Source organism: Pseudomonas sp. 8(2025), assembly GCF_052665325.1.
On sequence record NZ_JBQOIE010000006.1, the window covers coordinates 13,770 to 40,277 of the forward strand.

Consider the following 26,508-nt stretch of genomic DNA (forward strand, 5'->3'; position numbering starts at 1 on the left):
GCCTCCTTCGCGGTGCCCATCACAGTGCCTTCAGGCAGTGCAGTACGGCGGCAAAATCATCCGCCGCCAGTGCCTGCCACTGCGCCGTGGAAGGCGCCGCGAGTGGCTGCGGTGCCAGCCCGGGAATACCCAGCGAGCCCAGCAACCGAGCCGACTTGGCCGGCGCGATCTCCCCCAGGGTGACCATGGGCGCCACCAGGCTGCGGCGGTACAGGCGCGCCGCCAGGACACCGATGGCAGCATGGGGGTCGATGATGTAGCCGGTGTCCCGATAGAGGTTGCTGATCTCCTTGCCGGTCTCTTCATCGCTCACCGAGTAGGAGTCGATGATCATCCGCGCCTGCAGCCAGAACTCGTTGCCCAGGGTCATCTCGCCACTGCCTTCAAAGCGCTGCATCAGGCCCGCCACCGCTTGCGGGTCCTGGCCATAGAGCTCCCAGACAAAGCGCTCCAGGTTGGCGAACAGCGACAGGTCCATGGCCGGTGACAGGCTCTGGCTGGCCTCGGCGCGACAATAGCGGTTCTTCAGGAACAGCTGGTGCAGGGCGTCGTTGCGGTTGGTGGCGACAATCATCTGGGTGATGGGCAGGCCCATCTTCTGCACGATATAGCCGGCATAGACCTCGGCGAAGCTGGCCGCCGGCACGCTGAAACCGATGGGCCGCTGGCCGCCCCCCAGTTGCAGCACGGCATGGAAATACAGCACCAGCTGGGCCATGACCCCGACCCAATTGCTGGAGTTGAAGCCGATCACCTCGCGCTCGGCCAGGGGCCATTGGCGCAGCAGGCGGGCCACCAGGGTCTGGCAGTCGTCGAAGCTGCCCTGCACGGCAAAGCGCCACAGCCCGGGGTTGTGTGCCGCCTGCAACTGCTGCCCTTGCTGCTCGGGCACGCCGTGCTGCGGATAGAACACCAGCACCTGGGTCTGCGGGCAGTCCTTGAAGGCGTCGATGGCCGCCAGCGCGGTATCGCCGTTGCTGGCCCCCACCAGCACCCCGTGGCGCTGCCGGCGCTGGAGGAAATAGCCCACCAGTTGCGCCTGCAACCGCGCGGCAAAATCCTTGGCCGAGCCTGTGGGCCCATGGAACAGTTCCAGCACCCATTCATTGCGGTCGATCTGTCGCAGGGGCGCCACCGCGCGGTGGCCAAAGCCGCTGTAGGCGCGGCTGAGCAAGGCCTTGAAGTCCGCCTCGGGCAGGCAGTCGCCCACAAAGGGGCTGAGCACCCGGAAGGCCAGTTCGGGGTAATCCAGGGTCGACCAATTGGCGATCTCCTGGGGGCTGAAGCGTGGCAGCTCGGCAGGCACGTACAGTCCGCCATCGGCGGCCACGCCGGATAACACCACGCTTTCGAAATCCACCTGCTCGGCGGTACTGCGGGTACTCACATAACGCATGTTTGGCTCCGGCCAGTCATTTATGGCGATGAGCCTGCTCCACCAGCCAGGTGGAAAATTCCAGCGCATCGGGGTGTGGATCGGCCCCGGCGCCACGCACCAGGTAAAAGGATTCGCTGGCCTCGATGCGCTGACTGAAAGGCTCCAACAAGCGCCCGTCGGCGAGCATCTGGTCGACCATGGAGGAACGGGCCAGAGCCACGCCCAGGCCCAGTTCGGCCATGCGCAAGGTGGAAATCAGGGTGTCGAACTGCATCCCCCGGGACGAATCCACTTGCTCGGCGCCGGCCCGCTGCAGCCAGTAGCCCCAGCCCTCTTCGTAGCCCAGCACATGCAGCAGCGGGTGCCGGGCCAGGTCCGCCGGCACCTCTAGCGGCGCCTTGTCCAGCAAGGCCGGGGCGCACACCGGGAACAGCGTGTCCCAAGTCAGGCGCTGGGCCACCAGCCCCGGCCAGTGGCCGTGGCCCCAACGAATTTCCAGGTCGTCTTCGCCGTCCAGCTCCTTGACCCAGATATTGCTGATGTAGCGGATATCCACCAGCGGGTGCCTGTGCTGAAAATCCGCCAGTTTGGGCGCCAGCCAGTGGACGAAAAACGCCAGGCTGCCGCGCACCTTGATCGGCCGGCGCTTGTGCTGGCCGAAAATTTCGTTGGTGCCCACCGCCAACCGGGTGATCGCGTCCTGCACCACCGGCAGGTAGGAGCGGCCCTCCTCGGTCAGGTCCAGGCCGCGGGGCAGGCGCTTGAACAGCGCCACCCCGAGGTGGCTTTCCAGCTGGCGAATCTGTTGGCTGACCGCGCCCTGGGTGAGGAACAGTTCCTCGGCGGCGTGGGTGAAGTTAAGGCAACGGGCGGACACCTCGAAGGCGCGCAGCCAGTTCAGCGGGGGCAAGCTTTTCTGCTTCATGGCCTGGCTCTCATGGACACCCTGGGCGCCGGGCGCACCCGTCAACCCTGCAGGGCATCGGAGGGCCGAGCCAGGGCTGCCAGGGACAGGCGCCGCTGGCGGCTACTGCGGGTAATGTAATACACCAGGTAGCACCAGGCGATGAAGGGCAGGCCGAAGTACAGGGCCACGCGCTGCTCGGGGTCGAAACCAATGCCGACACAGGCCAGGGCGCAGCACAACAGCGCCCCCAACGGCACCCAGGGGTAGCCACGAACACGGAATTTCAAGTCGCGCACGTCACCGCCGTTGGCCACGAAGTGCCGGCGAAAGGCGATCTGGCTGGCGGCGATGCTCATCCACACCACCACCACCGCCAGCCCGGAAATCGACACCAGGGCCAGGTAGATGGTGTCCGGGGCGAACACGCTGCTGAGCAGCGAGGCGGCGCCACCGGCCATGCTCACGATGATCGCGTTGAGCGGCGTGCCCATGCGGGTCAGGGCCGAGAACTGCTTGGGCAGGTGGCCCTGGTCGCTCAGGGTCCAGAGCATCCGCGAGGCGGCGTACAGCCCGGAGTTGGCGGCGGACAGCAACGCGCTGATGATCACGAAGTTCATGATGTCGGCCGAGTACGGAATGCCGATGTAGGTGAACACCGTGACGAACGGGCTTTCCACCAGGCCGGCCTGCTCCCGGGGCAACAGGGTGGCGAGGACGAAGATGGTGCCGACGAAGAAGATCGCCAGGCGCAGCACCGTGGTGCGGATCGCCCGTGGCACATTGCGTTGCGGGTCACGGGTTTCGCCAGCGGCGATGCCGATCAGTTCGGTGCCGGAGAAAGCGAAGGCCACCGCCAGTAGGGTCATGGCGATCGGCATGAAGCCGGTGGGGAATAGCCCCTCACGGGTGAAGTTGCTCAGGCCGATGCTGTGGGCCTGGTCGATGTGCAGAAGACCGAGAATCGCCCCGCCGCCCACCACCAAAAATGCCAGCACGGTGATCACCTTGACCAGCGACAGCCAGAACTCGGTCTCGGCGAACAGCCGCACCGACACCACGTTGGACAAGAACACCACCATGGCGAACAGCGCGCTCCAGATCCACACCGGGGTCTCGGGGAACCAGCGGGCCATGAGGATCCCGGCGGCGGTGAATTCCGAGCCGATGGCCACGGTCCAGGTCAGCCAGTACAGCCAGGCCACGGTGTAGCCGGTGCCTGGGCCGAGAAAGCGCGTGGCGTAGGTGCTGAAGGAGCCGGTCTCGGGCATCTGCACCGCCAGCTCGCCGAGGCACATCATCACCAGGTACACCATCAGCGCGCCGATGATGTAGGCGATCACCGCGCCCAGCGGGCCGGCCTGGTTCACCGTGTAGCCGGACGTGAGGAACAGCCCGGTGCCTATCACCCCGCCCAGGGCGAGCATGACAATGTGCCGGGTCTGCATTTCTTGCTTGAAGCCGCCGCGCAAGTCGGTCTGTTGTTCTTGTAGGGACATGATGGTTCTCATGAAAGTTGTCAGGGCAAGTCTCAATTTCTGCGACTGTGGAAATGGGCAGAAAACAAATCGGATGCCACCAGGTTTTTATTGTTATTCCTCTTCATGAAGCCCCCACTGGCTGCCTTGCTGTGGGGGTGTTGCGCGCTCTTTTCAGTGGGCGACCTCGGCCCGCGGGTCCTGGGATGGGATGGCGCCAGGCGCCGCATTCTGCTTGAGGGATTGGCGCAGCCAGGCGAAGGCCTGCTGCAGGTCGGCCAGCAGGTCATCGGTGTCTTCGATGCCCACCGAAATCCGCACCAGGCCTTCGGAAATGCCCAGGGCCTGGCGCTCTTCCAGGGTGTTCTCCACATGGCTGGTAGTGCGCGCCGGGCCGTAGATGGTTTCCACCGCCCCCAGGTTGCCGGCGCAGTGGGCATAGCGCAGGCGTGGCAACAGCTGCTTGACGCTGTCCATGCCACCCACCAGGACAAAGCTGACGATGGCGCCGAAACCGCGCATCTGCGCACAGGCCACGGCGTGGTTCGGGTGGTTGGGCAGGCCCGGGTAGTTCACGGCTTCCACCAACGGCTCGTTGAGCAGGAACTGCGCCAGCTGCGCGGCGCTGTGCTGTTGCTGGCGCATGCGCAGCGCCAGGGACTTGATCCCGCGAATGATCAGGTAGGCCGAGAACGGATCGAGGCTGGCACCGTTGATTTCCCGGTAGTGACGCACCTGGCTCATCAGCGCTTCGCTGCCGCAGGCCACGCCACCAAGCACATCGCCGTGACCGCTGAGGAACTTGGTAGCGCTGTGGATCACCACATCCACGCCCAGCGCCAGGGGGTTCTGGTTCAGCGGCGTAGCGAAGGTGTTGTCCGCCACCACCAGGGCGCCGACCTGTTTCGCCGCGGCGACCAGACGCTGGATATCGACGATCTTCAGGGTCGGGTTGGTCGGGGTCTCCAGGTACAGCAGGTCGCAGCCCTGGGCGACCTCGGCCTCGATCTGCTGCTGGTCGAAGGTTTCGCAGAGGGTCACGGCCACGCCCATGCGCGGCAGGAATTCCTCGAAGATCTTGTTGGTACCACCGTAGCTGTCCTTGGTCGACACCACCCGCTGGCCGTGGCGCAGGAAGCTGTAGAGCACGCCGCTGATGGCTGCCATGCCGCTGCTGAAGGCCACCGCCGATTCGGCGTTTTCCAGATCCTGCAGCTTGGCTTCCAGGGTTTGCACCGTGGGGTTGCTCATGCGGCTGTAGATAAAGCCAGGGGCCTTGCCCAGGGCCACGTCGTACCACTGGTCGATGTCGTCGTAGCCATAGGCGGCGCTGGCGACAATCGGGGGTTGCGTGGCGTTGTAGGGATGACGGACTTGCTCTCCGCCCCAGACCACCCGGGTAGCGGTCCCGGGGTTTTCCAGCCCTGTGCGTTCAGGTTTTTTATTCATTGCAACGGCTCACCATAAAGGGTGCGCGGCCTGTTGCCGCGCTGGATCTGGTGGCCAATATAGAGAAAAGCCCAAGCCCCGAGAAACGATGTTATCGGGGCCAAAGGGGCGGTTTTTTTAATGGCTGCACAGCCCTGCAAACGGCCTGCGCACGAGGCTTTTGTGACACCTCTTGCATTGCGGCACCGGGGCTTGCGAAGCTGCTGCGCGCCAGCCCGCAAACCCCGAAAGGAGCCGCAATGAACCGCACCGAGCACCTGTGCCTGATGGCTCGCTACAACCAGTGGATGAACAGCAAGCTGTACAGCGCCGCCATGGGCCTGTCCGATGCGCAACTGGCTCTGGACCGGCAGGCCTTTTTCGGCTCGATCCTCGGCACCCTCAATCATTTGCTGGCCGGCGACACCATCTGGCTCAAGCGCTTTGCCCAGCACCCGGCGCGGTTTGCGGCCCTGGCGCCGCTGCAGCAGGTGGCCCTGCCACAGGACCTCAAGACCCTGCTGTTCCCAAACCTGGGCGGGCTCTGGCAGCAGCGTCAGTGGCTGGACCAGTTGATCCTCGATTTCAGCCATTCCCTGAGCGACGCCGACCTTGACAGCAGCCTGCATTACGCCAACACCCGGGGCGTGGTCGCCGAGCGCGATTTCTATAGCCTGCTGGTGCATTTCTTCAACCACCAGACCCACCACCGCGGCCAGGCCAGCACCCTGCTGACCCAGGCCGGGGTGGATATCGGCGATACCGACCTGCTTATGCTGATACCCAGCGATATCTGATCAGGCTTGAGCCCAACGGGCGCACAACAGGGGCAGGCCGCGCTCGTGCCAGAAGCCCATGGAAATCCCGCCGCTGGACATGCCGCCATGGGCAAAGGCCTCGACGAAGAAGTGCCCTGCCGAGCTCCAGGCCCTGCCGGTCAGTTGCTCGAAGGCCTGGACGATCAGGGCTTCCAACTGCTGCGCCGTGGCCGGCCAGGGCGTGTGGGCCAGATGCGTGGCCATGGCTCGCCACAAATAGGGGTCACCCCGCAGCCCCCAGGACAGCGGTTCCTCGGCGAACAGCCGTGCGACGCTGCGCTCTCCCTCCATCGAACCCTCCCGGCACTGCGCCCAGTATTTATTCAGCGCCCAATCTAGCGTCTGCATCGGGCTTCTGCGACCATGCGCGCGGAAAAACCCGCTTGCTAAGGAATGGCGCCATCAAAGCCCTCAATGCTCTGTTCGTTGTGTCCCTGCTGTCCCTGGTGGGCTGCGGCACCCTGATCGCCCGCACCCCCAATGCCCATACCAGCTACGACTACTACAAAGGCACCCAGGCCAATATCGAACTGCTGACCATGCGCGGAGCCAGCGGCTACGACGGCTACGTCACGCTGTTCTGCTGGATGAGCATTGTCTGCCCGGTGGTGGCCATCGTCAGCCTGCCGGTGGACGCCGTGGCCGACACCGCGCTGCTGCCCTATGACGCGATGAATCACTGATTCGCGCCCCCTGCCAATGGCCTGAATGGAAGAGCGATCATCCGAATCATCAATTACCTGTTGCTGCTCAACACCCTGCTGCTGTCCGGCTGCGGCACCTACATGACTCGCGGCAATGCCCTGGACTTTCGCGACGACCGCTACTACCGCAGCGTCAAGACCAACGCCCAAGTGCTCACCGGCTACGACATGGGCTACGCACGCATGATCACCGGCGGCTGCTGGGTGATGGTGGTGTGCCCGATCCTGATGATCGCCAGCCTGCCCCTGGACGCGGCGCTCGACACCGTGCTGCTGCCCTACGACGCGCTCCAGCCGGAGCGGCCCAAGCGCAACATGCACGTGGATATGAAGGAGATTCCCGAGCAAGACCTGCAGGCATTGCCCATCAGTGCCGAGGTGCAAGACCCGACGGCCCACACCCCGCCCATCACCCCGCAGGCTGATTGAACCCCTTCAGGCGGGCATGCACCCGGGCTACGCCTGATCCGGCGTGCACAGCTGGGGCACCCGCTGCGCCAGGCGGCAACGTCGCCCCAGGCGATCCACCTGGGGGCGGCCGAACAGGTAGCCCTGCCCCCACTCGCCACCACAGGCCGTGGCCAGGCCCTGGTCGGTGGCAGTCTCCACCCCTTCGATGATCACGCAGGGCGCCAGGGTCTTGCACAGTTGCACCAGGTGGCTGAGGGTCTGGGCGCTGTTGAGTTCGCTGCGGGCGCGCTGGATGTAGCCCTTGTCGATCTTGACGATGTCCGGCCGGGTCTGGCGGATGAACTCCAGAGTGCCCAGGCCCGCGCCGAAATCGTCGATGGCCACCCGGCAGCCCAGTTCGCGCAGGCACAGGACAAACTCGCTGGCCGCCTCGATGCTCGGTGGCGTGGCGCTTTCGGTGATCTCAATGACCAACCGCGCGGCCACGCCGGGAAAGTCCCGCAACTGCTGGACAATGGGGTACCAGAATGAATCGATGATCGCGCTCTGGGCCGAGATATTGCACCCCAGGCGCAGGCGTTCGTCCCGTTGCAGGCTGTCGATCACACAGAGCACCACGCTGCGGTCCAGTTCGCGCATCACCTGGTGTTTTTCCAGTAGCGCCAGGGGGTAGACATCCCCGCCCTGGGCATCGACATGGCGCAGCAACCCTTCGTGGTAGAGCACCCGGCTGCTGTCGGGCAGCCACACCACCGGCTGGAATGCCAGCATCAAATGGCCCTCGGCCAATTCACGATAAAAGTCTTTGATGCTTTGCATGACAGATCCATAGGCAAGCCAACGACGCACCCTCGAACGTGGCACGACGAGCCCGCCGCCGCACTCGCCCAAGGGTCCCTGCCCAACCATGATCGACCCTGCCCGGGCCACCCGGAAGTGTTCCCGGATACCTTTCGCTTGTCCTCGGAAACCTGGGCCGGTGCTTATTCGTCTGTGGCCTTTTGTTTATTGCAATCATGCAAAAGGCCTCATCGATATCATTTAGCCACTAGTCCAGGAAGACCTATGCACAGAATGACCAGCGCCAGCTTTCGGGTGCTTGCCGATGTCATGAGAGAAGGCGGCGCGAATGTCGACGCCCTGCTCAGAACCTTCGGCAGCAGCATCCAGGACGTTGAGGAAAATCCCAAGGGCGTGAGGCTGGAACTGGTCTATCAAGTAATGCGCGAAGCCACCCGCCGCACCGGCAACCCGGACCTCGGGCTGCTGGCCTACAGCAAGGCCCACCCGGCCAACCTGGAGGCCCTGGGCTATGCGGTGATGTCTTGCGCGACCCTGGGGGCAGCGCTGCAGCGCCTGGTGGATTACCAGGCGCTGACCAGCAACGGCTTCTGCATGTGCCTGGAACGCAAGCCCGACGCGTTGCAACTGATCGGTTTCGACGTCACCGCCGAGCCTTCGCTGATCCCCCGGGCGGTGATCGACGCCGGCGCCGCCCAGACCCTGGGCCTGCTGCACTGGCTGCTGCCCCAGCACAAGCCGCGGCCGCTGGTGGCGGCCTTCACCTACCCCGAGCCTGCGGACACGCGCATGCTGCGCCGGCTGATGGGCGACAACCTGCAGTTCTGCGCGCCCCACAACAGCCTGACCTTCAGCAGCCAGGACTGCGCCATCGCCCTGCCCACCGCCGACCCGGCGCTGGATGTGCTGCACATGGAATACGCCCGCAACCGCCTCAATGTGCTGCTCAGCGGCTCGATGACTGCGCGGGTGCGCCGCGCCCTGTCCGAATCCCTGGCCCAGGGCGCGCCCAGCGACCTGCCGCATATCGCCCAGGCAGTGGGGGTCAGCACCCGCAGCCTGCAACGCAGCCTGGGCCATGAAGACGTGCACTTCTCGGCGCTGCAGGACGAGGCGCGGCTGATGCTGGCCCACAGTTTTCTGCGCAACTCCATGCGCAGCGTCAAGTACATCGGCGCCCTGTTGGGCTTTCGCGACCAGAGCAGCTTTCACAAGGCCTGCCTGCGCTGGTTCGGCATGACCCCGGGGCGCTACCGCGAGCAGTGACAGCAGCGCCGAGCAAAGGCTCGGCGCAAGGCGACAGGAGCCTGGATCAGTGGCTGGCTTGCAACTGCGGCTGCACTTGCGGCATGGCCGAAGAGTGGTGGTTGAGGATTTTCCACTGTCCGCCCAGGCGCTCGTAGAGAAAGGTGTAACGGGCCTGGACCTGCTGTTTCTTGCCGTCGGCGGCAGTCAGGGTGAAGGTGTAGACGCCGCTGTCCATGGCCGCATCCGGGCCCAGGTGACGAATCTCCCGGTAGTTGATCTGGCCCACCGGCCGCGAGGCCATGAAGTGCTCGAAGTAGTCCTGGATCTGCGCGTGGGTGCTGCGCACCTGGTTGGAGACCGTGGGTTGCAGCACTGCATTGGCCGCATAGAGGCTGACCACGGCTTGCGGGTTGCCGGTCTGCAGGGCGCTGTTCCAGCGGTCGAAGAGACCGGCGATTTCCCGGTCCTGCAGGTTCTGCGGCTGCTCGGCCACGGTGCGGTACACGTAAGGGGTGGCTTCCAGGGCCTGAGCCAGTGGCGCGCTCAGCACGAAGAACAGGGCCAGGGCGGTGCTTTTCAGTTTCATTCACGGACTCCAGTGGGTTTCAATGAGCCCCACTGTGCCTCGGGCCGTCGCCCCTGCCATCGGCCAACTGGAGCCTGCGGCCTATGCCATTTGGCAGATAGGCGCGATACCGGGCACGGGGGTCTAATACCCTGCCCCGAGCCACTGCACCGCCCCCACCCTGGAGTTTCCCGATGCCCAGCCCGCCCCTCGATCCCGCCAGCGCCCTGGCCCTGCGCAGCCAGTACCGGCAGTCGCAAAGCCGCGCCGCGCGCCTGCGGCTGCTGGTGGACACCGGCCAGGAGCTGCTGCAACTGCCCCCCGGACAGATGCGCCAGCGGGTGGTGCAGCGGGCCTGCGCCTTTGTCGCCATGGACCAGGGGCTGTTACTGGAATGGAGCCGCGACGGCGTGGCCCACGCCAGCGCCGAACAGGGCCACGGCGAATGCCTGCAAGCCCTGCGCGCCGTGGCCGGGCAGGCCCAGTGGCTGGAGCGCCCGCTTGCGCAAACCGGGGTGCTGCGCGTACTGCTGCACCGCGCCGACGGCCAGCCCTTCGGCGCCCTGCTGCTGGCCAACAGTGTGCCCATCAGCGCGCCGGACAGCGAAGACCTGGAATCCCTGCAACTGCTGGCCACGCTGTTGGCCACGCACCTGGAAAACCAGCGCCTGCTGCAGGACCTGCAAGCCCGGGAGCGCAGCATGTCGGAGCTGGTGCAGCGCCTGTTCAGCGCCCAGGAGGATGAGCGCAAGCGCGTCGCCTACGACCTGCACGACGGCCTGGCGCAAACCCTGGCCGGGCTGCACCAGCGCCTGCAGGGTTTCGCCGGGCGCTGCCCGCCGCTGCCGGAGCCCCTGCACGATGAACTGCAGACCATCCTGCAACTGGCCCAGGGCTGCGTCGGCGAAGGCCGGCAACTGATCGGCGGCCTGCGCCCCCATGTGCTGGACGACTTCGGCCTGTTGCGGGCCATCGACCGCGAGGCCGACCGCCTGCGCGACGCCGGGCTGGCGGTGCACTGGCAGCAGCGCTACCCGGAGCGCCTGCCGGCGGCCCTGGAAATCGCCCTGTTCCGCATCGCCCAGGAAGCCATCAACAACATCCTCAAGCATGCCCGGGCCCACAGCGTCAGCCTGAACCTGGCCCTGGAAGCAGGCCAGGCGGTGCTCGGCATCAGCGACGACGGCGCAGGTTTCCAGCCGGCATCCGGCCAGGGCATCGAACAGTTGGGCCAGGTGGCCATGCAGGAACGCGCCCATTTGCTGGGCGGGCGTTTCACCTGCCACAGCCGGCCCGGCAGCGGCACGCGGATTCTCGCCCGCGTCCCCGTCCCCTCCCTGGAGCACGCGGTATGACAGCGGTGATACGCCTGGTCCTGGCGGACGATCATGAAGTCACCCGCACCGGCTTCATCGCCCTGCTGGCGGGCAACCCGGAGTTCGAGGTGGTGGGGCAAGCCAGGGATGGCGAGCAAGCCCTGGCCCTGTGCGAGCAACTGCGCCCGGACCTGGCCATCCTCGATATCCGCATGCCCCTGCTCAACGGCCTGGGGGCCGCGCGCCTGCTGCAACAGCGCCAGCCCGAGGTCAAGGTGGTGATCTTCACCATGGACGACAGCCCCGATCACCTGGAAGCCGCCATGGCCGCCGGCGCCGTGGGCTACCTGCTCAAGGACGCCAGCCGCGAAGAGGTGCTCGACGCCCTGCAGCGCGTGGCCCGCGGCGAAGAGGCGCTCAACAGTGCGGTCAGCGCCCGCCTGCTGCGGCGCATGAGCGAGCGCGGCAACGGCCAGGCGCCCCAGGCTCAGGCCCTGACTGCCCGCGAGCGCCAGGTGCTGGGGCTGGTGGCCGGCGGCTTCAGCAACCGCGAGATCGGTGAAAAGCTGGGCATCACCACCGGCACCGCCAAGGCCCACGTGGAACGAGTGATCGGCAAGCTCGGCGCCGCCGACCGCACCCAGGCCGCGGTGCGCGGCATGGCCTTGGGGCTGGTGGCGCAACCTGCCGGGCAGTGGCCGTGAACCTGCTCAGCGCCCGGCGCTGGGCCGACCTGCCGCTGCGGGGCAAGGCGCTGGTGGTGATCTCCCTGCCGCTGGTGATCCTGCTGCTGTCGCTGGTGCTGATCTACAGCACCGAGCGCCAGACCGCCCGCGCCGAGGAGGACGTGCGTCGGGTGTTGCTGGTGCAGGGCGATATCCAGGCGGTGCACACCCTCCTGGCCGAGGCCGCCGCCAGCGTGCGTGGCTACCTGCTGACCCGGCGCGAGGACTTTTTACCCGCCTACCTCCAGGCCCGGCCGCAGATCGAGGCCGCGTTGCAACGCCTGGACCAGAATGTCCAGGACCCGCGAATGCGCGACTACCTGCAGACCATCACCCCGCTGATCCGCACCAAGCTCGACGGCCTGGTGGCCCTGCGCAACGGCAGCCGCGACGACGCCGCCACGGTGACCGCGATCCTGATCGACAACAAGCAGGTACTGGACGTGCTGCGCGAGCAGATCAGCGCCATGCGCGTGCGCGAGGATGCGCTGCTGGCCGAACGTAGCGCAGCCGCCGCGGCAACCCGCATGCGCCTGCTGTTCGCCACCTTGCTGGCCGCCGGCTGCGGGCTGTTCGGCGCCATCGTCGCGGTGCTGTTGCTGTCCCGGGGCATCGTCACCCGGGTGCAGCAGGTACAGGGCAATGCCCAGCGCCTGGCCCTGGGCCAGCCGCTGCGCCCGCAAGCGCCGGAACAGGATGAAATCGGCCAGCTGGGCACGCGCCTGGTGGAGGCCGGGCAACTGCTGGCCGAGCGCGAACGGGCCCTGCGCGACAACGAGGAACGCCTGCGGCTGATCATCGACGGGGTCAAGGACTACGGGATCTTCGCCCTGGACACCGCAGGCCGGGTTACCACCTGGAACGTCGGTGCGGAACGTATCAAGGGCTACAGCGAGCAGGAAATCATCGGCCGGCATTTTTCCCTGTTCTACCTGCCCGAAGAGTGCCCCCAGCACCCGGACATGGCCCTGCGCGAGGCCACCGCCCACGGCCACTACATGGAAGAGGCCTGGCGCTGTCGCAAGGACGGCAGCCGCTTCTGGGCCAGCGTGGTGATCACCGCGCAGTACGACGCCAGCGGCGCCCTGCGCGGTTTTTCCAAGATCACCCGGGACATCACCGATCGCCGTGCCGCGGAAATCGCCCTGGGCACCGCCCGCGAGGAAGCGGAAAGCGCCAGCCGCGCCAAGAGCGAATTCCTCTCGCGCATGAGCCACGAACTGCGCACGCCGCTGAACGCCATCCTCGGCTTCGCCCAACTGCTGGACATGGATTCCAGTGCCGGCCAGCGGCCCCAGGTCGGGCATATCCTGCGGGCCGGGCAGCACCTGCTGGGGCTGATCAACGAGGTGCTGGACATTGCCCGTATCGAGGCCGGGCGCCTGCCGCTGAACGTCGAGCCCATGGCCCTGGCGGCGGTGCTGCACGAAGCCCTGACCCTGGTGTCACCCATGGCCGCGGACGCCGGCATCACCCTGGCGCCGCTGCCGGAACTGGCGGCGGACAGCGGCGTGATCGCCGACCGCCAGCGCCTGATCCAGGTGCTGCTCAACCTGCTGTCCAACGCCATCAAGTACAACCGCGCGGGTGGCCGGGTCAGCATCGACGTGGCGATCGAGGCATCGCGCCTGCGCCTGAGCGTGCTCGACACCGGCGCCGGCATCACCGCCGAGCGCCTGGAGCGCCTGTTCAAGCCCTTCGAACGCCTGGACGCCGACCCCAGGGTCGAAGGCACCGGCCTGGGACTGGCCCTGAGCAGGAGCCTGCTGGAAATGATGGACGGCAGCCTGGGCGTACAGAGCACCCCGGGCAGCGGCAGTTGCTTCACCCTGGAGCTGCCCTTCGTGCGCCTGGCCGCTGCAGCCGCCGTGGCGCCCTGCAACGCCCCGGCGCTGAACGTGCCGGCGCCACAGCCCGCAAGCCGCTACCAGGGCAAGGTGCTGTGCATCGAAGACAACCTGCAAAGCCTGGCGCTGATCGAAACCCTGCTGCAACGGCGCCCGGGCATCCGGCTGCTGTCGAGCATGCAAGGCCAGATGGGCCTGGACCTGGCCCGCCAGCACGCGCCGCAGATGATCCTGCTGGACGTCAGCCTGCCGGACCTGCCCGGCCTGGAGGTGCTGCAACGCCTGCGGGCCTCCAGCGCCACGGCCGACACCCCGATCCTGATGATCACCGCCGACGCCAGCGAACCGACCCGGCGCGCCCTGCTCGACGCCGGGGCCACGGCGATCCTGACCAAGCCCATCCACATCCCGGTGTTCTTCGCCCACCTCGATGCCTGTCTCCCGGAGCTCCCATGACTGCCGATCTGCGCATCCTCATCATCGATGACCAGCGCCCCAACCTCGACCTGATGGAACAGCTGCTGGCCCGCGAAGGGCTGCACAACGTCCTCAGCAGCACCCAGCCGCTGCGCAGCCTGGAGCTATTCAACAGCTTCGAGCCGGACCTGGTGATCCTCGACCTGCACATGCCCGAGTTCGATGGCTTTGCGGTACTGGAACAGCTCAACCGACGGATCCCGGCCAACGACTACCTGCCGATCCTGGTACTCACCGCCGACGCCACCCGCGACACCCGCCTGCGGGCGCTGGCCCTGGGCGCCCGGGACTTCATCAGCAAACCCCTGGATGCCCTGGAAACCCTGCTGCGGATCTGGAACCTGCTGGAGACCCGGGCCCTGTACAAGACCCTGCGCACCCTGGTGCCGCCGGAGCGCATCGAACTGCTGCGCCCACCAAGAACCTGACCTGCCGCACCTATCGCACCTGGCCCCACCACCGCCCCCTGTAGCCGCTGCCGCAGGCTGCGAACGGTCGCGCAGCGACCGCCGGGCGGGCGCCGCGCAGGGCCAGGAACCCGGTTCGGGTCTGCTGCGCAGCCCATCGCAGCCTGGGGCAGCGGCTACAGGAAGCTCGGGGTGTCAGAGGTCGCGGAAGAACTCCCCCGGGGTGGCGTCGAACTGCTGGCGAAAGGCGGCGATAAATGCCGAGGTCGAGTCATAACCACAGGCCAGTGCCACATCGGTGACCCGCTCGCCCTGCTCCAGGGGAGTCAGGGCGCCCAGCAGGCGCAGGCGCTGGCGCCAGGCACGGAAGGTCAGCCCGGTGTCCTTGAGGAACAGGCGGCTGAGGGTCTTCTCCGTCACCCCGAGCTTCTGGCTCCACTGGCCCAGCGTCGTGGCCTGCTCCGGGTGCGCCTGCAGGCTGCGGTAGATCGCCCGCAGGCGCACGTCGTGGGGCAGCGGCAGCATCAGGTCCAGCTGCGGCGCGGCGGCCAACTGGTCCAGCAGCACCTGGGCCAGGCGCCCGTCGGCGCTGTCCTCGACATATTCCACCGGCAATTCACTGAAGGCGCGGATCAACTCCCGCAGCAGGCTGCTGACCGCCAGCACCTGGCAGCTGTCTGGCGCCGCCCAGGTGGTAACGCTGCAATCGAGATACAGGCTGCGCATCTCGGTGCGCGGCGAGCTGAACACCCGGTGCGGCACCCCGGCGGGAATCCACACCGCCCGTTGCGGCGGGGCGATAAAGCGCCCGCCGCTGGTCTGGATCTCCAGCACCCCGGCAATGGCGTAGGACAATTGCACCCACGGGTGGCTGTGGCGCCGGGTCAAGGCGCGATTGGGCAAGGATTCGGTGCGCCCGTACACCGGCCGCGGCAGGCTGGGCAAACCGGGAATACTGCGCCGGACGATCTTTTCATGTCCTTTAGGCGGCATTAACTGGCTCCTTGGCGTTAGTCGGTAAAACGCAGCCACGTTAGAGTCGCCCCACCGCACTTGGCAACCCCCGGATGATCCCGCTATGACTCGCTCGCGTCTTTTGCCCGACAACTTCACCCTGACCCTGATCGGCGTGGTGCTGCTGGCCAGTTTCCTGCCGGCCAGCGGCCAGGTGGCCATAGGTTTCGGCTGGCTGACCAACATCGCCATCGGCCTGCTGTTCTTCCTCCACGGCGCCAAGCTCTCGCGCGAGGCGATCATTGCAGGGGCCGGCCACTGGCGCCTGCACCTGCTGGTGTTCAGCCTGACCTTCATCCTCTTTCCCGTGTTGGGCCTGGCGCTCAAGCCGCTGCTGTCACCGCTGGTGGGCAACGACCTGTACATGGGCATGCTGTATCTGTGCGCCCTGCCGGCCACGGTGCAATCGGCGATCGCCTTCACCTCCCTGGCCCGGGGCAACATCCCGGCAGCCATCTGCAGCGCTGCGGCGTCGAGCCTGTTCGGGATCTTCCTCACCCCGCTCTTGGTGACCCTGCTGCTGAACGTGCACGGCGAAGGCGGCTCGACCCTGGACGCCATCCTCAAGATCAGCGTGCAGTTGCTGCTGCCCTTTATCGCCGGGCAGATCGCCCGACGCTGGATCGGCGCCTGGGTCGGGCGCAACAAGAACTGGCTGCGCTTCGTCGACCAGGGCTCGATCCTGCTGGTGGTCTACGGCGCCTTCAGCGAAGCGGTGAACGAAGGCATCTGGCACCAGATCCCGCTGTGGGAACTGGCCGGCCTGGTGGTGGCCTGCTGCGTCCTCCTGGCGCTGGTGCTGCTGGCGTCGAGCTTTCTCGGCAAGCTGTTCGGCTTCGACCAGGAAGACCGCATCACCATCCTCTTCTGCGGCTCGAAAAAGAGCCTGGCCACCGGCGTGCCCATGGCCCAGGTGCTGTTTGCCGGCAGCACCATGGGCGTGCTGATTCTGCCCCTGATGCTGTTCCACCAGATCCAGCTGATGGTCTGCGCGGTGCTGGCCCAGCGCTACGCCAAGCGCCCGGAGTCGGTGGCCGAGCTGATGGGCCAGGTCGACCCGTAGCCTTTCCTGCAAGGCGGCCCGGTGGCTGGCCGGGCCTGCGCGCAGATGGCGGTGAAGATCGCGCAATGGCATGATGCCGCGGCGAAAATCATCAAGGACCGCTGATGTTTCCCCATCGAATTCAAGCCCCCAGCCAGGCCGACCTGGAACTGCAGGTTAGCGCCCGGCTGGAGGCCGATGACCAGGCCCGGGTCATCGTCCAGTTCGCCAAGGCCGAACAGTACGACGGCGAACTGCTGAGTCAGCTCGACACGCTCTGCGCCCGTTTCGGCGAGCGCCTCAATGTGCGTTTCTACAGCCACTATCCGGGCAGCGCGTTTGACGGCCGCACCATGCTCGCCCTGCCCAATGTCCACTCCCTGAGCCTGGATTGCCTGGACACGCTGGAACACTTCGAAACCATTGGCAGCCTGCACAAGCTCAAGGATTTCGCCCTGCAAGTCATCAGCGCCGACCTGCCGGGCCTCTTGGCCCTGCCCAACTTGAGGGGGCTGCGAACGCTGCGCCTGTCCCTGGACAAAGGCCCGGCCATCGATCTCGCGCCCCTGGCCACCATGGCCGAGCTGCACACCCTGTCCCTCAGCGTGCAAAGCCATCACCTGGATGTACTGAGCCAGTGCCCGGGCATCCGCCACCTGGACCTGCATCGCATGCCGGCCAAGACGCCCCTGGGCATGGTCGCCGGCATGACCGGCCTGCACAGCCTCTCGGTGACTTTCGGCAGCCGTGAACAGATGCCGGAGCTGCGCAATCCCCAGGTCAAGGAACTGGAGATCATGCGGGTGCGCGGCCTCAACCGCCTGGACCTGGATGGCTTTCCCCTGCTTGAAGTGTTGAAGATCGAGGACCAGGCGCAACTGAGCCAACTGGACCTTGGCGGGGCGCCGCAGTTGCGCAAGATGAGCCTGATCAACCTCAAGACCCTGGGGGAACTCAGCGGCCTGAAAACCTCGAACATCGCTGACCTGCGCATCATCAAGGCCCCACAGTTGGATCTGCTGACACTGATCGATAGCCACCTACCGGCCAGCGTGCAGCACCTCAAGCTGCTCAGTGGCAAACGCGCCGTGGACAAACAGCTCGACGCCCGGCAACAGCAGCTGGGCATTCCTGAACCCCGCGGCCCCTATTGACCCACCCTTGTAGGCGCGAGCTTGCTCGCGAAGGACGTCAACGATAACGCGCACTTGCAGGGAAGCTGCGGCGCTTTGGAAATCATCGCGAGCAAGCTCGCTCCTACAGATTCACCGCCCCTTCCGTGATCACCCGCACCCGTGGCGCGCATTGGCACCCCACGGCTGTGCTAACGTTCGCCAACCCCAAAGCTTGAAACCCTGCCCCATGTCCATCACTGAGAATCTCCTGGCCTTCACCCTGGCCGCCACGCTGCTGACCCTGACCCCGGGCCTGGACACCGCCCTGGTGCTGCGCACCGCCACGGTAGAAAGCCGGCGGCAGGCGCTGCGCGCGGCGTTGGGCATCAATGCCGGCTGCCTGATCTGGGGCGCGGCTGTGGCCTTCGGCCTGGGGGCCTTGATCGCGGTGTCGGAACTGGCCTTCAACCTGTTGAAGTACTGCGGCGCCGCCTACCTCGCCTGGCTGGGACTGAACATGCTGCTGCGCCCGCGCCACTCGTTTGCTCCCACAGGCGCGAACAGCGACCCCGGCACCAACTGGTTTCTCAAGGGCATGCTGGGCAATGTGCTCAACCCCAAGGTGGGAGTGTTCTACGTGTCCTTTCTGCCGCAGTTCATTCCCCAGGGCCAGCCGTTGGTGGCCTGGACCTTCGGCCTGGTGAGCATTCACGTGGTGCTGGGGCTGGTCTGGTCGCTACTGCTGATCGCCGCCACCCGGCCCCTGGCCGGTGTGCTGCAGCGGGAAAAGGTGATCCAGTGGATGGACCGCACCACAGGGATGATCTTCGTACTGTTTGCCGCTCGATTGGCCTTGAGCAGGCGCTGAACATCGCTCCCCTCAAACCTCAGCCAGCACCGCCCCACGCTCCTCCAGCAGCTTCACAAAGCTGCTCAAACTCTGGGACACGGTGCCGCGCCGCCAGACCAGCCAGGTGCGCAGGAAGCGAAAACGCGGGGACAACGGCCAGACGCTGACCGTGGCGCAGCCGGGCATGCTTTCCAGCATGCTGCGGGGCATCAGCGCCAGCCCGGCGCCGGCGCTGACGCAGGCCAGCATGCCGTGGTAGGACTCCATTTCATGGATCTTGCCCGGCACCGCGGTGTCCTGGGTGAACCAGCTTTCAAAGTGATGGCGGTAGGAGCAGTTGGCGCGAAAGGCGTAGATGCTTTCGCCGTTGACCTCCCGCGCCCGGGTAATCGGCGCATGGCCCAGCGGGGCGATCAGCACCATTTCCTCCTCGAACACCGGCAGCCCTTCCAGGGCCGGGTGGCGCACCGGGCCGTCGACGAAGGCGGCCACCAGACGGCCGGACAGCACGCCGTCGATCATGGTCCCGGAGGGGCCGGTGGACAGGTCCAGTTCCACCTTGGCGTACTGCTGGTTGTAGGCCGCGAGCAGCGCCGGGATGCGTACCGCCGCCGTGCTTTCCAGCGAGCCCAGGGCAAACGGGCCCTGGGGCTCCTCGCCGGCCACGGTCAGGCGCGCCTCGGCCACCAGGTCGAGAATGCGCCGGGCGTAGTCGAGGAAATTCCAGCCGGCGGGGGACAGGCGCATGCGGCTCTTCTCGCGGATAAACAGCTCCACCCCCAGGTCCTGCTCCAGTTGCTTGATCCTGGTGGTCAGGTTCGACGGCACCCGGTGGATCAGTTGCGCGGCGGCGCTGATGCTGCCCTGCTCGGCAACGGCCTTGAAAATTTCCAGCTGGACCAGATCCACGGCATTCTCCAAACATGAACGACTTGCTCAATATTATTCAGTTTTCAGCAAAGATCCAGCACCGTAACCTGCCGCCATTCCCACCCGAGCAGGACGGTGCCATGAGCCTTGTTTCCAGCCACACCCACGCCTTGTCGATCAACCCCGCCACTGGCGAGCAGATCGGCGCCTACCCCTACCAGTCCGAGGCTGAGCAGGACGCCGCGCTGAGCCGTGCCGCCGCTGGTTTCGCCCAGTGGAAACGCCAGAGCATCGCCGAGCGCGCCAGCCGCCTGAACGCACTGGCCCAGGCCCTGCGGGACAACAGCGAGGCCATGGCCCGCATGATCAGCCTGGAAATGGGCAAGCCCCTGCCCCAGGCCCGGGGCGAAATCGAAAAGTGCGCCCAGCTGTGCCTGTGGTACGCCGAGCACGGCCCGGCCATGCTGGCCCCGGAAGCGACCCTGGTAGAAAACGACAAAGCACGCATCGAGTACCGGCCACTGGGCCCGATCCTCGCGGTGATGCCGTGGAACTTCCCGATCTGGCAGGTGCTGCGCGGCGCGGTGCCGGCGCTGCTGGCGGGCAACACCTACGTGCTCAAGCACGCCCCGAATGTCATGGGCAGCGCCTACCTGCTGCTGGACGCCATGCAGCGCGCCGGTTTCCCTGAAGGGGTGTTCGAGCTGCTCAACGTCACCCCGGACGGCGTATCCAGCGCCATCGCCGACCGCCGCATCGCCGCCGTGACCCTCACCGGCAGCGTGCGCGCCGGCATCGCCATCGGCGCCCAGGCCGGCGCCGCGCTGAAGAAGTGCGTGCTGGAACTGGGCGGCTCCGACCCCTTTATCGTGCTCAACGACGCCGACCTCGACGAAGCGGTCAAGGCCGCGGTGATCGGCCGCTACCAGAACACCGGCCAGGTCTGCGCCGCCGCCAAGCGCCTGATCATCGAGCAAGGGGTGGTCGCGGAGTTCACCCGCAAATTCGTCGAAGCCACCCGCGCCCTGGTCATGGGCGACCCGCTGGCCAGCGACACCTACATCGGCCCCATGGCCCGCTTCGACCTGCGTGACGAGCTGCACCAGCAGGTCCAGGCGACCCTGGCCGAAGGCGCCACCCTGCTGCTGGGCGGCGACAAGGTCGAAGGCGCCGGCAACTATTACCAACCCACGGTGCTGGCCAACGTCACCGAGCAGATGACCGCCTTCAAGCAGGAACTGTTCGGTCCGGTGGCCGCCATCATCAGCGCCCGGGATGCGCAACACGCCCTGGAACTGGCCAACGACAGCGAGTTCGGCCTCACCGCCACGATCTTCACCCAGGACCTGGAACGGGCCCGGCAGATGACCGACGAGCTGGAAACCGGCGGCGTGTTCATCAACGGCTACAGCGCCAGCGACCCCCGGGTGACCTTCGGCGGAGTGAAAAAAAGCGGCTTCGGGCGCGAGCTGTCGCACTTTGGCGTACGCGAATTCTGCAATGCGCAGACGGTGTGGCTGGATCGCCGTTGAGGCTCGGAGGCCACGTCATAGGCTGAACGCCCCCGGTGAAAAGCGGACCTGGATCAGGTCCGCTTTTTAATCGGATTAGAGGCCGGTTCTGGTGCGAATCAGAACTTTCCTAATGAAAAAGCGTCGTTTTTTTCATTCTTTTAAGAATTTTCTTGAAGCAAGCAAGCCTGCCTCATTCTTATGATGCTGCTCTTTGGCATTACTCTGAGGTCCGCTATGTGCTCCTCCCTGCAAAAGTTCATCGTTCGTCTCCCAGGCGACCTGCACAACCAGCTCAAACACATTGCCAAACGAGAAAACCGCAGCATGAACAATGAAATCGTCGACCGCCTGGAAAAGTCCCTGGTCGTCGATGAAACCCGCGAGATGAATGAGAAGCTCATCAGCCTGCTGCTGCGCAAGGTCGATTCCATGGAGGAGCGGATCAAGTACCTGCAGATGGGCCACCCGGAGCCCGAGCAGGATTGCCCACCGCCGTGTTACGCAAGGACTTGAAGCGGCCACTCCCGCCACGCGATCTTCTACCTTTCCCGTCTTTACCCCCTCGCTGCAGCTTGTATGATGGCGCCTGCCCGACAGTACCCAGCGGCAACCGCCAGGCCCCGGCCTGATGCTCGCAGGGCTCCCCCGCTGTTCCTCACTACACACGCAGGTCGACGCTCCTAGCCTTCCCAGGAACCTCCCTCGGCTTCTGCCATGGGGCCGCGTCGCCTTCTAGGATTGTTCATGAGCCGGATTCACCCGACTGCCCCCGCGCGCACCTGCAGCTCAGCTTTGCCCCTCAACCGCCTGACCCTGGGCCTGCTGCTGGCCGGCAGCAGCGCCGTGGCCAACGCCGCGGGCACCCAGTTGCCGACCCAGACCGTCAGCGGCGAAGAGCCCTACGGCTATCGCGTCGACAGCGCCTCGGTGGGTGGTTTCAGCGAAGCGCCCTTGCTGGATACCCCGGCCTCCATCAGCGTGACCAATGAAGACATGATCCTCGACCAGCAGGCCCGGCTGCTCAGCGACGTGCTGAAGAACGATGCCTCGGTGGGCCAGAGCTACGCGCCGGTGGGCTATTACGAAAACTTCGAGGTGCGCGGCTTCTCGCTGAATGCCGCCAGCAGCTACAAGATCAACAACCGCACCATCACCGGCGAGCAGAACGTCGCCCTGGAAAACAAGCAGCGGGTGGAATTGCTCAAGGGCCTTTCCGGCCTGCAAAGCGGGGTCAGCGAGCCCGGCGGGCTGATCAACTACGTGACCAAGCGGCCCACGGACATTCGTTCGGTGACCGTTTCCACCGACGACCGTGGCAGCGGCTACCTGGCCACCGATGTCGGCGGCTGGTTCGGCAGCGAACAGCAGTTCGGCCTGCGTGCCAACCTGGCCCATGAAGACCTGCACTCCTACGTCGAGCACACCAACGGCCAGCGCGACTTCGCCTCCCTGGCCCTGGACTGGACCATCAGCCCCGACGCCCTGCTGCAACTGGACATCGAATACCAGAACAAGCAACAGCGCTCGGCACCGGGCTATCAACTGCTGGGAGGCTCCAGCCTGCCCCACCACGCCTCGCCGAAAAGACTCCTGGGGCACCAGAGCGGCTCAAAGCCTGTGACCAATGAATCGCTGAACATCGGCGGCAACTTCGAGTACCGCTTCAACGATGACTGGAAGGGCAACCTCAGTGCGTCGCGCAGCAAGGTGGTGATCGATGACTACAGTTCGTTTGCCTGGGGCGGCTGTACCACCGGCTGCATCAACGCCAACGGCAACTACTTCAGCCCCGAAGGCAACTACGACATCTACGACTTCCGCAGCCCCGACGACACCCGGCGCAACGATGAAGTGCAGGCGGTGCTCAATGGCCGCTTCGACACCGCAGGCCTGGGCCATGAGTTGAGCGTGGGGACCAGTGCGTTTCGTCGTGTGGTGGACAATCGCGATCAGGTCATGCACCCCATCGGCAGTGGCAATATCGACAGCGAACCCGAGCACTTTGCCCCCTACGACGGCCCACTCGGCGACTCTCATCGACGCCTGGACAGCCGCCAATACGGCCTGTTCCTCAGCGACCGCATCAGCTTCAGCGAACAGTGGCAGACGGTTCTCGGCGGGCGTGAAGTGCGCCTGGATGAAAAAGCCTTCAACAGTCAGGACGGCACCCAGCGCCACACCCAACGCTATGTGTTCCTGCCCCAGGCCGCATTGATCTACAAACCGCTCAACAACATTTCGCTGTACACCCAATACAGCAAGGGCCTGAGCCTGGGTGGCCAGGCACCGTGGTTCGCCAGCAACGCCTACAACACCCTCGCCCCCACCGTCTCGCGCCAGATCGAAGCCGGGGTCAAGTACGACTGGCAGCGCATGAGTTTTACCGCCGCCCTGTTCCAGATGCGCCAGGCCTACCAGTACTCACGCCCGGATGCTGCTGGCGGTTTCACCTACGTCCAGCAGGGCCAGCAAAAGAACACCGGCCTGGAGCTCTCCGCCAACGGTTGGGCCACCCAACGCCTGCAGATTGCCGCCAGCGTCGCGGCGATCCGCTCCCGGGTGGAGGGCACCGGTACCCCGGCCTACGAGGGGCACCAGACCCTCAACGTCCCGCGCCTGCGAGCCAGCCTGCAGGGCGACTACGCCCTGCCCTGGCTCGACGGCCTGGCCCTGCTGGGCGGCATGCAATACAGCGCCAGCCAATACGCCGACCGCCAGGGCAACGTCGCCACCGGCGCCTACGCCATCTTCAACATCGGCAGCCGCTACAGCACTCGAATTGATGGCTACGACACGGTGTTTCGCCTGACCGTGGACAACCTGTTCGACAAGCGCTACTGGCGCGACACCGGGGAATACATGGGCGACGACTACCTGTTCCAGGGCGCGCCGCTGACGGCTCGGTTGAGTGCTTCGGTGAATTTCTGATGCAGACGGCCCCTACCTGCCTCTCCCGTAGGAGCCGGCTTGCCGGCGAAGGCGATCTCGGGGGCCCCTTCGCTGGCAAGCCAGCTTCTACAGGCCAGCGGTCGGGGTCAGCCAGTCGCGCAGCAGTTCGGTGGTGCGCTGGGGATGCTCCAGGGGCGGCAGGTGACCGCATTGCGCCAGCACTTGCAGGCGTGAACCAACAATGCCCTGGTGCAGGAACTGCGCTTCGGCCAGAGGGGTGATGGCGTCGTTTTCGCCCACCACGATCAGGGTCGGCACCTTGATGCTCGCCAGCAGCGGGCGGTAGTCCGCACGGTCGATGATCGCTTGTTGCTGGCGCACAAACCCCTCTTTGCCAATGGCCAGGGCCATGTCCTGCACCAGTTTCGCCACCGGCGTGTCCAGGCAGCGCGGGTGCATCAGCCGCGGCAGCAGGTGCGGGGTCACGCCCTTGAAACGGCCCTGACGGGCCAGGGCCAGCAAGCCGCGACGCATCCGCGCCCGGGCCTCGTCGTCAGGGCGGGCCATGGTGTCGAACAGCGCCAGCTTCAGCACCCGTTCGGGGGCCTGGCGCAACATTTCCATGGCCACATAGCCGCCCATGGACAAGGCCGCCAGGGCGAATTGCGCAGGCGCCTGTTGCAGGGTGCGGCGGGCCATCTCGGCAATGCTGGCATCCAGGCTGAGGTCGGCAATCTGCACCTCGCGCTCTGGCCCCAGGGCCCGTGCCTGTTGCTGCCACAGGCGTTCATCGCACAAGAGCCCGGGCAGCAGGACCAGGGGCAATGGTTTGTCAGTGCCTGAACCCGGCATCTCAACCTCCATTGGCAGCCGCCTGGAACCGGGCGATGTGCTGCCACATCAGGCCCGGGTTGGAATACATGGGGAAATGCCCGCAGTCGGGAATCCGTGCCAGTTGCACACCCCGGGCCTGGAGCTGCGCCAGGTAGGACAGCCCGGCATTCTGCTCGCCGTACATGAACATGCGCGGGCACGGCAGGCCGAGAAAACGCTGCATCAGATTGCCGTGATCGGATAGCCGGACCATGGATTCGAAGATGCCGCGAACCGCGCCTGCCCGCACCTTGTGCCCCAGGCTCGCGGCATACAGGGCACTGGCATAGGCCGGGGCATGGCGCGCGCGCTCGATGAAATCGTCGAGGAAACGCTGCGCGTCCGCCTCGGGGTAGTCGACAATCTGCCGGCTGAGGAAGCAGTCCTCAGGGGCGATGTTGCCTTCGATATCGACAAAGCTCAGCACCCGCTCAGGGCAGCGGTCCGCCAGCATCAGGGCCGTCAGGCCGCCCATGGAATGCCCCACCAGATGGAAGCGCTCGATACCGAAATGCTCCAGTACCTGCAACGCGGTCTCCAGCAGGAACGGGATGGAGATCCGCGATAGGTCCTCACACTGGCTTGCCCCACAACCTGGCGCGTCGTAAGCGATAAAGGGCTGGCCGGCGAAGGCCGAGTGACGGGTGATATCGGCGTAATCCTCCTTGGTGGAACCAAAGCCATGGAGGAACAGGATCGGCGCACGGGTGCCGCCGCGATGCAGGGTGGCGATTTGCAGGGGCACGCCGGCCACGTTCAGCGGCAGATGGGTGTGGGTGAACTCGGGGGCTGATGGCACGAAACAATCCTTGGGCTTCAGGCAGGCGCAGGCGACAGGAAGGCCAGTCTCGGGGCCGGCAAGCTGCCTGTAAATTCCCCATTGCAGAACACAGCCATAGGGCAAAGCTATAAAACCCCGCCACTCAGTTGGCGCCCTGGAACTGCGCCACCAGCGCCTGCACCAGGGGATTGGCCCGGGTCGAATTCCAGGCCATGGCGGTGGTCACCACGTTCAGCCGTTGGCTCAGAGGCCGCAACACCACGTTGTCCGGCGCCACGGTCTTCAGCGAGGCCGGCACCAGGGCAATGCCCTGGCCGCAGCTGACAAAGGCGATCTGCGAGGCCACCGAACGCACTTCATGCAGCACCCGGGGCGAGAAACCGCTGTCGCGGCAGGTGGCGATCAGGTTGTCGAAATACACCGGGCTGACCCGCCGGGAAAACATCACCAGCGGCTCGTTGGCCAGGCTCGACAGGCTGATGCGCGAACGCGAGGCCAGCGGGTGATCGGCGGGCAAAGCCACCGCCAGGCGGTCCTCGGTCAAGGGCAGCGAACGCACGCTGGCCCCCAGGTCGCCTTCCAGGCGGGCGAAGGCCAGGTCGATATCGCCGGCTTCCAGCGCCGGAATCGCCTCGACGCTGTCGATCTCGCGCACCGACACCGTCAACTGCGGATAATCGGCCTTGAGCTGTTCGATCAGCGGCGGCAGCACATCGAGCATGGCGCTGGTGATGGCGCCGATGGTCAAGAGCCCGGTCTGCCCCGCCACCGCCTCGTGCACCGCCAGCTCCAGGCGCTCCAGTTGCTCGGCGAACTTGCGCACCGCCGGCAGGATCGCCGCCCCCACCGGGGTCAGCTGCGCGCCACGGCGCGAGCGGTCGAACAGCTTGACCTTGAGGGCGTGCTCCAGCACCTGGATCTGCTCGGTCAGCGGCGGTTGGGACATGCCCAGGCGCTTGGCGGCGCGGCTGAAATTCTGCTCTTCGGCCACCGCGAGGAACAGCCAGAGGTGGCGAATCAGGCGGAAATTGATCATGGAAATTCCATAGGTTG

At 65.9% G+C, this 26,508-nt stretch carries 26 protein-coding genes; 14 read left to right on the forward strand and 12 right to left on the reverse strand.

The genetic code is table 11. The features are described 5' to 3' along the window. Nucleotides 1-19: 19 nt before the first annotated feature. The 4 genes from thrC to ACUXVH_RS13370 form a co-directional block, all read right to left on the reverse strand. Nucleotides 20-1,396, reverse strand: coding sequence for a threonine synthase (gene thrC, locus ACUXVH_RS13355; protein ID WP_065363284.1), 1,377 nt, complete (start codon nt 1,394-1,396; stop codon nt 20-22). 16 nt (nt 1,397-1,412) lie between these two features. After that, nucleotides 1,413-2,303 (reverse strand): LysR substrate-binding domain-containing protein, encoded by an 891-nt coding sequence (locus ACUXVH_RS13360; RefSeq protein ID WP_011062101.1) that lies wholly within the window; start codon nt 2,301-2,303, stop codon nt 1,413-1,415. A 41-nt stretch (nt 2,304-2,344) separates the two neighbouring features. Beyond that, complete coding sequence (locus ACUXVH_RS13365) at nt 2,345-3,781, reverse strand: amino acid permease (protein ID WP_011062102.1); 1,437 nt, start codon at nt 3,779-3,781, stop codon at nt 2,345-2,347. Between the two features lie 153 nt (nt 3,782-3,934). Beyond that, a complete protein-coding gene (locus ACUXVH_RS13370; protein WP_065363283.1) occupies nt 3,935-5,209 on the reverse strand; it encodes a cystathionine gamma-synthase family protein in 1,275 nt (424 codons plus the stop codon). A gap of 239 nt (nt 5,210-5,448) precedes the next feature. On the opposite strand from ACUXVH_RS13370, the gene ACUXVH_RS13375 reads away from it, so the two are divergent. Further along, nucleotides 5,449-5,985, forward strand: a complete 537-nt coding sequence (locus tag ACUXVH_RS13375; RefSeq protein ID WP_065363282.1) for a DinB family protein — start codon at nt 5,449-5,451, stop codon at nt 5,983-5,985. Here ACUXVH_RS13375 and ACUXVH_RS13380 read toward each other — a convergent pair whose 3' ends face one another. After that, entirely contained in the window at nt 5,986-6,297 is a 312-nt protein-coding gene (locus tag ACUXVH_RS13380) for a hypothetical protein (RefSeq protein ID WP_041118987.1), read from the reverse strand. A 92-nt stretch (nt 6,298-6,389) separates the two neighbouring features. Here ACUXVH_RS13380 and ACUXVH_RS13385 point away from each other — a divergent pair, with 92 nt between their 5' ends. Both ACUXVH_RS13385 and ACUXVH_RS13390 read left to right on the forward strand, forming a co-directional pair. Beyond that, entirely contained in the window at nt 6,390-6,689 is a 300-nt protein-coding gene (locus tag ACUXVH_RS13385) for a YceK/YidQ family lipoprotein (RefSeq protein ID WP_041118988.1), read from the forward strand. 60 nt (nt 6,690-6,749) lie between these two features. Continuing rightward, nucleotides 6,750-7,139, forward strand: coding sequence for a YceK/YidQ family lipoprotein (locus ACUXVH_RS13390; RefSeq protein ID WP_011062107.1), 390 nt, complete (start codon nt 6,750-6,752; stop codon nt 7,137-7,139). Nucleotides 7,140-7,166: 27 nt separating this feature from the next. On the opposite strand, the gene ACUXVH_RS13395 is transcribed toward ACUXVH_RS13390, so the two are convergent. Further along, nucleotides 7,167-7,940 carry an EAL domain-containing protein gene (locus tag ACUXVH_RS13395; protein ID WP_011062108.1) on the reverse strand — a complete coding sequence of 258 codons (774 nt, stop codon included), beginning with the start codon at nt 7,938-7,940 and terminating at the stop codon, nt 7,167-7,169. Between the two features lie 246 nt (nt 7,941-8,186). Between ACUXVH_RS13395 and ACUXVH_RS13400 the strand changes: the two genes are divergently transcribed. Further along, the gene (locus ACUXVH_RS13400; RefSeq protein ID WP_011062109.1) at nt 8,187-9,188 is read left to right on the forward strand and encodes an AraC family transcriptional regulator; all 1,002 of its coding nucleotides are present in this window, start codon (nt 8,187-8,189) and stop codon (nt 9,186-9,188) included. A 46-nt stretch (nt 9,189-9,234) separates the two neighbouring features. Here ACUXVH_RS13400 and ACUXVH_RS13405 read toward each other — a convergent pair whose 3' ends face one another. Then, on the reverse strand, nt 9,235-9,756 hold the full coding sequence (locus ACUXVH_RS13405) for an SgcJ/EcaC family oxidoreductase (RefSeq protein ID WP_053152622.1): 522 nt from the start codon (nt 9,754-9,756) through the stop codon (nt 9,235-9,237). Between the two features lie 173 nt (nt 9,757-9,929). On the opposite strand from ACUXVH_RS13405, the gene ACUXVH_RS13410 reads away from it, so the two are divergent. From ACUXVH_RS13410 to ACUXVH_RS13425, 4 genes are read left to right on the forward strand one after another with little or no spacing between them, the layout of a single operon-like run. Beyond that, nucleotides 9,930-11,090 carry a sensor histidine kinase gene (locus tag ACUXVH_RS13410; protein ID WP_065363281.1) on the forward strand — a complete coding sequence of 387 codons (1,161 nt, stop codon included), beginning with the start codon at nt 9,930-9,932 and terminating at the stop codon, nt 11,088-11,090. Beyond that, complete coding sequence (locus ACUXVH_RS13415; RefSeq protein ID WP_011062112.1) at nt 11,087-11,755, forward strand: response regulator; 669 nt, start codon at nt 11,087-11,089, stop codon at nt 11,753-11,755. The genes ACUXVH_RS13410 and ACUXVH_RS13415 overlap by 4 nt, the downstream gene beginning before the upstream one ends. Beyond that, on the forward strand, nt 11,752-14,079 hold the full coding sequence (locus tag ACUXVH_RS13420) for an ATP-binding protein (RefSeq protein ID WP_026020087.1): 2,328 nt from the start codon (nt 11,752-11,754) through the stop codon (nt 14,077-14,079). The genes ACUXVH_RS13415 and ACUXVH_RS13420 overlap by 4 nt, the downstream gene beginning before the upstream one ends. Continuing rightward, on the forward strand, nt 14,076-14,528 hold the full coding sequence (locus ACUXVH_RS13425) for a response regulator (RefSeq protein ID WP_015636233.1): 453 nt from the start codon (nt 14,076-14,078) through the stop codon (nt 14,526-14,528). Before ACUXVH_RS13420 ends, ACUXVH_RS13425 begins: the two co-directional genes overlap by 4 nt. Nucleotides 14,529-14,702: 174 nt before the next feature. Here ACUXVH_RS13425 and ACUXVH_RS13430 read toward each other — a convergent pair whose 3' ends face one another. Then, on the reverse strand, nt 14,703-15,500 hold the full coding sequence (locus ACUXVH_RS13430; protein WP_015636234.1) for an AraC family transcriptional regulator: 798 nt from the start codon (nt 15,498-15,500) through the stop codon (nt 14,703-14,705). A gap of 85 nt (nt 15,501-15,585) precedes the next feature. Here ACUXVH_RS13430 and ACUXVH_RS13435 point away from each other — a divergent pair, with 85 nt between their 5' ends. The 3 genes from ACUXVH_RS13435 to ACUXVH_RS13445 all read left to right on the forward strand — a co-directional run bounded on the left by ACUXVH_RS13435 (nt 15,586) and on the right by ACUXVH_RS13445 (nt 18,546). Next, nucleotides 15,586-16,584, forward strand: coding sequence for a bile acid:sodium symporter family protein (locus tag ACUXVH_RS13435; RefSeq protein WP_015636235.1), 999 nt, complete (start codon nt 15,586-15,588; stop codon nt 16,582-16,584). A 104-nt stretch (nt 16,585-16,688) separates the two neighbouring features. Continuing rightward, the gene (locus ACUXVH_RS13440) at nt 16,689-17,717 is read left to right on the forward strand and encodes a hypothetical protein (protein WP_065363280.1); all 1,029 of its coding nucleotides are present in this window, start codon (nt 16,689-16,691) and stop codon (nt 17,715-17,717) included. A 208-nt stretch (nt 17,718-17,925) separates the two neighbouring features. Continuing rightward, on the forward strand, nt 17,926-18,546 hold the full coding sequence (locus tag ACUXVH_RS13445; protein ID WP_065363279.1) for a LysE family translocator: 621 nt from the start codon (nt 17,926-17,928) through the stop codon (nt 18,544-18,546). A 12-nt stretch (nt 18,547-18,558) separates the two neighbouring features. Here ACUXVH_RS13445 and ptrR read toward each other — a convergent pair whose 3' ends face one another. After that, the gene (gene ptrR / locus ACUXVH_RS13450; protein ID WP_065364683.1) at nt 18,559-19,437 is read right to left on the reverse strand and encodes a putrescine utilization regulator PtrR; all 879 of its coding nucleotides are present in this window, start codon (nt 19,435-19,437) and stop codon (nt 18,559-18,561) included. 101 nt (nt 19,438-19,538) lie between these two features. Between ptrR and ACUXVH_RS13455 the strand changes: the two genes are divergently transcribed. From ACUXVH_RS13455 to ACUXVH_RS13465, 3 genes are all read left to right on the forward strand, one after another. Then, complete coding sequence (locus ACUXVH_RS13455; protein WP_065364682.1) at nt 19,539-20,930, forward strand: aldehyde dehydrogenase family protein; 1,392 nt, start codon at nt 19,539-19,541, stop codon at nt 20,928-20,930. Between the two features lie 216 nt (nt 20,931-21,146). Beyond that, entirely contained in the window at nt 21,147-21,425 is a 279-nt protein-coding gene (locus ACUXVH_RS13460; RefSeq protein ID WP_065363278.1) for an Arc family DNA-binding protein, read from the forward strand. A gap of 231 nt (nt 21,426-21,656) precedes the next feature. Further along, on the forward strand, nt 21,657-23,840 hold the full coding sequence (locus ACUXVH_RS13465; protein WP_065363277.1) for a TonB-dependent siderophore receptor: 2,184 nt from the start codon (nt 21,657-21,659) through the stop codon (nt 23,838-23,840). Nucleotides 23,841-23,927: 87 nt separating this feature from the next. On the opposite strand, the gene ACUXVH_RS13470 is transcribed toward ACUXVH_RS13465, so the two are convergent. The 3 genes from ACUXVH_RS13470 to ACUXVH_RS13480 all read right to left on the reverse strand — a co-directional run bounded on the left by ACUXVH_RS13470 (nt 23,928) and on the right by ACUXVH_RS13480 (nt 26,491). Continuing rightward, entirely contained in the window at nt 23,928-24,653 is a 726-nt protein-coding gene (locus ACUXVH_RS13470) for an alpha/beta fold hydrolase (RefSeq protein WP_065363276.1), read from the reverse strand. Nucleotide 24,654: 1 nt separating this feature from the next. Then, on the reverse strand, nt 24,655-25,473 hold the full coding sequence (locus tag ACUXVH_RS13475) for an alpha/beta fold hydrolase (RefSeq protein ID WP_065363275.1): 819 nt from the start codon (nt 25,471-25,473) through the stop codon (nt 24,655-24,657). 124 nt (nt 25,474-25,597) lie between these two features. Beyond that, nucleotides 25,598-26,491 carry a LysR family transcriptional regulator gene (locus ACUXVH_RS13480; protein WP_072452796.1) on the reverse strand — a complete coding sequence of 298 codons (894 nt, stop codon included), beginning with the start codon at nt 26,489-26,491 and terminating at the stop codon, nt 25,598-25,600. Between the last annotated feature and the right edge of the window lie 17 nt (nt 26,492-26,508).

What these genes read in the sequence shown, in the direction of transcription:
- ACUXVH_RS13410 (WP_065363281.1), top strand. Translation starts at nt 9,930, where the DNA reads ATGCCCAGCCCGCCCCTCGATCCCGCCAGCGCCCTGGCCCTGCGCAGC.
- ACUXVH_RS13440 (WP_065363280.1), top strand. Translation starts at nt 16,689, where the DNA reads ATGTTTCCCCATCGAATTCAAGCCCCCAGCCAGGCCGACCTGGAACTG.
- ACUXVH_RS13425 (WP_015636233.1), top strand. Translation starts at nt 14,076, where the DNA reads ATGACTGCCGATCTGCGCATCCTCATCATCGATGACCAGCGCCCCAAC.
- ACUXVH_RS13365 (WP_011062102.1), bottom strand. Translation starts at nt 3,781, where the DNA reads ATGTCCCTACAAGAACAACAGACCGACTTGCGCGGCGGCTTCAAGCAA.
- ACUXVH_RS13430 (WP_015636234.1), bottom strand. Translation starts at nt 15,500, where the DNA reads ATGCCGCCTAAAGGACATGAAAAGATCGTCCGGCGCAGTATTCCCGGT.
- ACUXVH_RS13400 (WP_011062109.1), top strand. Translation starts at nt 8,187, where the DNA reads ATGCACAGAATGACCAGCGCCAGCTTTCGGGTGCTTGCCGATGTCATG.
- ACUXVH_RS13375 (WP_065363282.1), top strand. Translation starts at nt 5,449, where the DNA reads ATGAACCGCACCGAGCACCTGTGCCTGATGGCTCGCTACAACCAGTGG.
- ACUXVH_RS13405 (WP_053152622.1), bottom strand. Translation starts at nt 9,756, where the DNA reads ATGAAACTGAAAAGCACCGCCCTGGCCCTGTTCTTCGTGCTGAGCGCG.
- ACUXVH_RS13435 (WP_015636235.1), top strand. Translation starts at nt 15,586, where the DNA reads ATGACTCGCTCGCGTCTTTTGCCCGACAACTTCACCCTGACCCTGATC.
- ACUXVH_RS13455 (WP_065364682.1), top strand. Translation starts at nt 19,539, where the DNA reads ATGAGCCTTGTTTCCAGCCACACCCACGCCTTGTCGATCAACCCCGCC.
- ACUXVH_RS13395 (WP_011062108.1), bottom strand. Translation starts at nt 7,940, where the DNA reads ATGCAAAGCATCAAAGACTTTTATCGTGAATTGGCCGAGGGCCATTTG.
- ACUXVH_RS13415 (WP_011062112.1), top strand. Translation starts at nt 11,087, where the DNA reads ATGACAGCGGTGATACGCCTGGTCCTGGCGGACGATCATGAAGTCACC.
- ACUXVH_RS13460 (WP_065363278.1), top strand. Translation starts at nt 21,147, where the DNA reads ATGTGCTCCTCCCTGCAAAAGTTCATCGTTCGTCTCCCAGGCGACCTG.
- ACUXVH_RS13360 (WP_011062101.1), bottom strand. Translation starts at nt 2,303, where the DNA reads ATGAAGCAGAAAAGCTTGCCCCCGCTGAACTGGCTGCGCGCCTTCGAG.
- ACUXVH_RS13370 (WP_065363283.1), bottom strand. Translation starts at nt 5,209, where the DNA reads ATGAATAAAAAACCTGAACGCACAGGGCTGGAAAACCCCGGGACCGCT.
- ACUXVH_RS13465 (WP_065363277.1), top strand. Translation starts at nt 21,657, where the DNA reads ATGAGCCGGATTCACCCGACTGCCCCCGCGCGCACCTGCAGCTCAGCT.
- ACUXVH_RS13445 (WP_065363279.1), top strand. Translation starts at nt 17,926, where the DNA reads ATGTCCATCACTGAGAATCTCCTGGCCTTCACCCTGGCCGCCACGCTG.
- ACUXVH_RS13480 (WP_072452796.1), bottom strand. Translation starts at nt 26,491, where the DNA reads ATGATCAATTTCCGCCTGATTCGCCACCTCTGGCTGTTCCTCGCGGTG.
- ACUXVH_RS13380 (WP_041118987.1), bottom strand. Translation starts at nt 6,297, where the DNA reads ATGGAGGGAGAGCGCAGCGTCGCACGGCTGTTCGCCGAGGAACCGCTG.
- ACUXVH_RS13470 (WP_065363276.1), bottom strand. Translation starts at nt 24,653, where the DNA reads ATGCCGGGTTCAGGCACTGACAAACCATTGCCCCTGGTCCTGCTGCCC.
- thrC (WP_065363284.1), bottom strand. Translation starts at nt 1,396, where the DNA reads ATGCGTTATGTGAGTACCCGCAGTACCGCCGAGCAGGTGGATTTCGAA.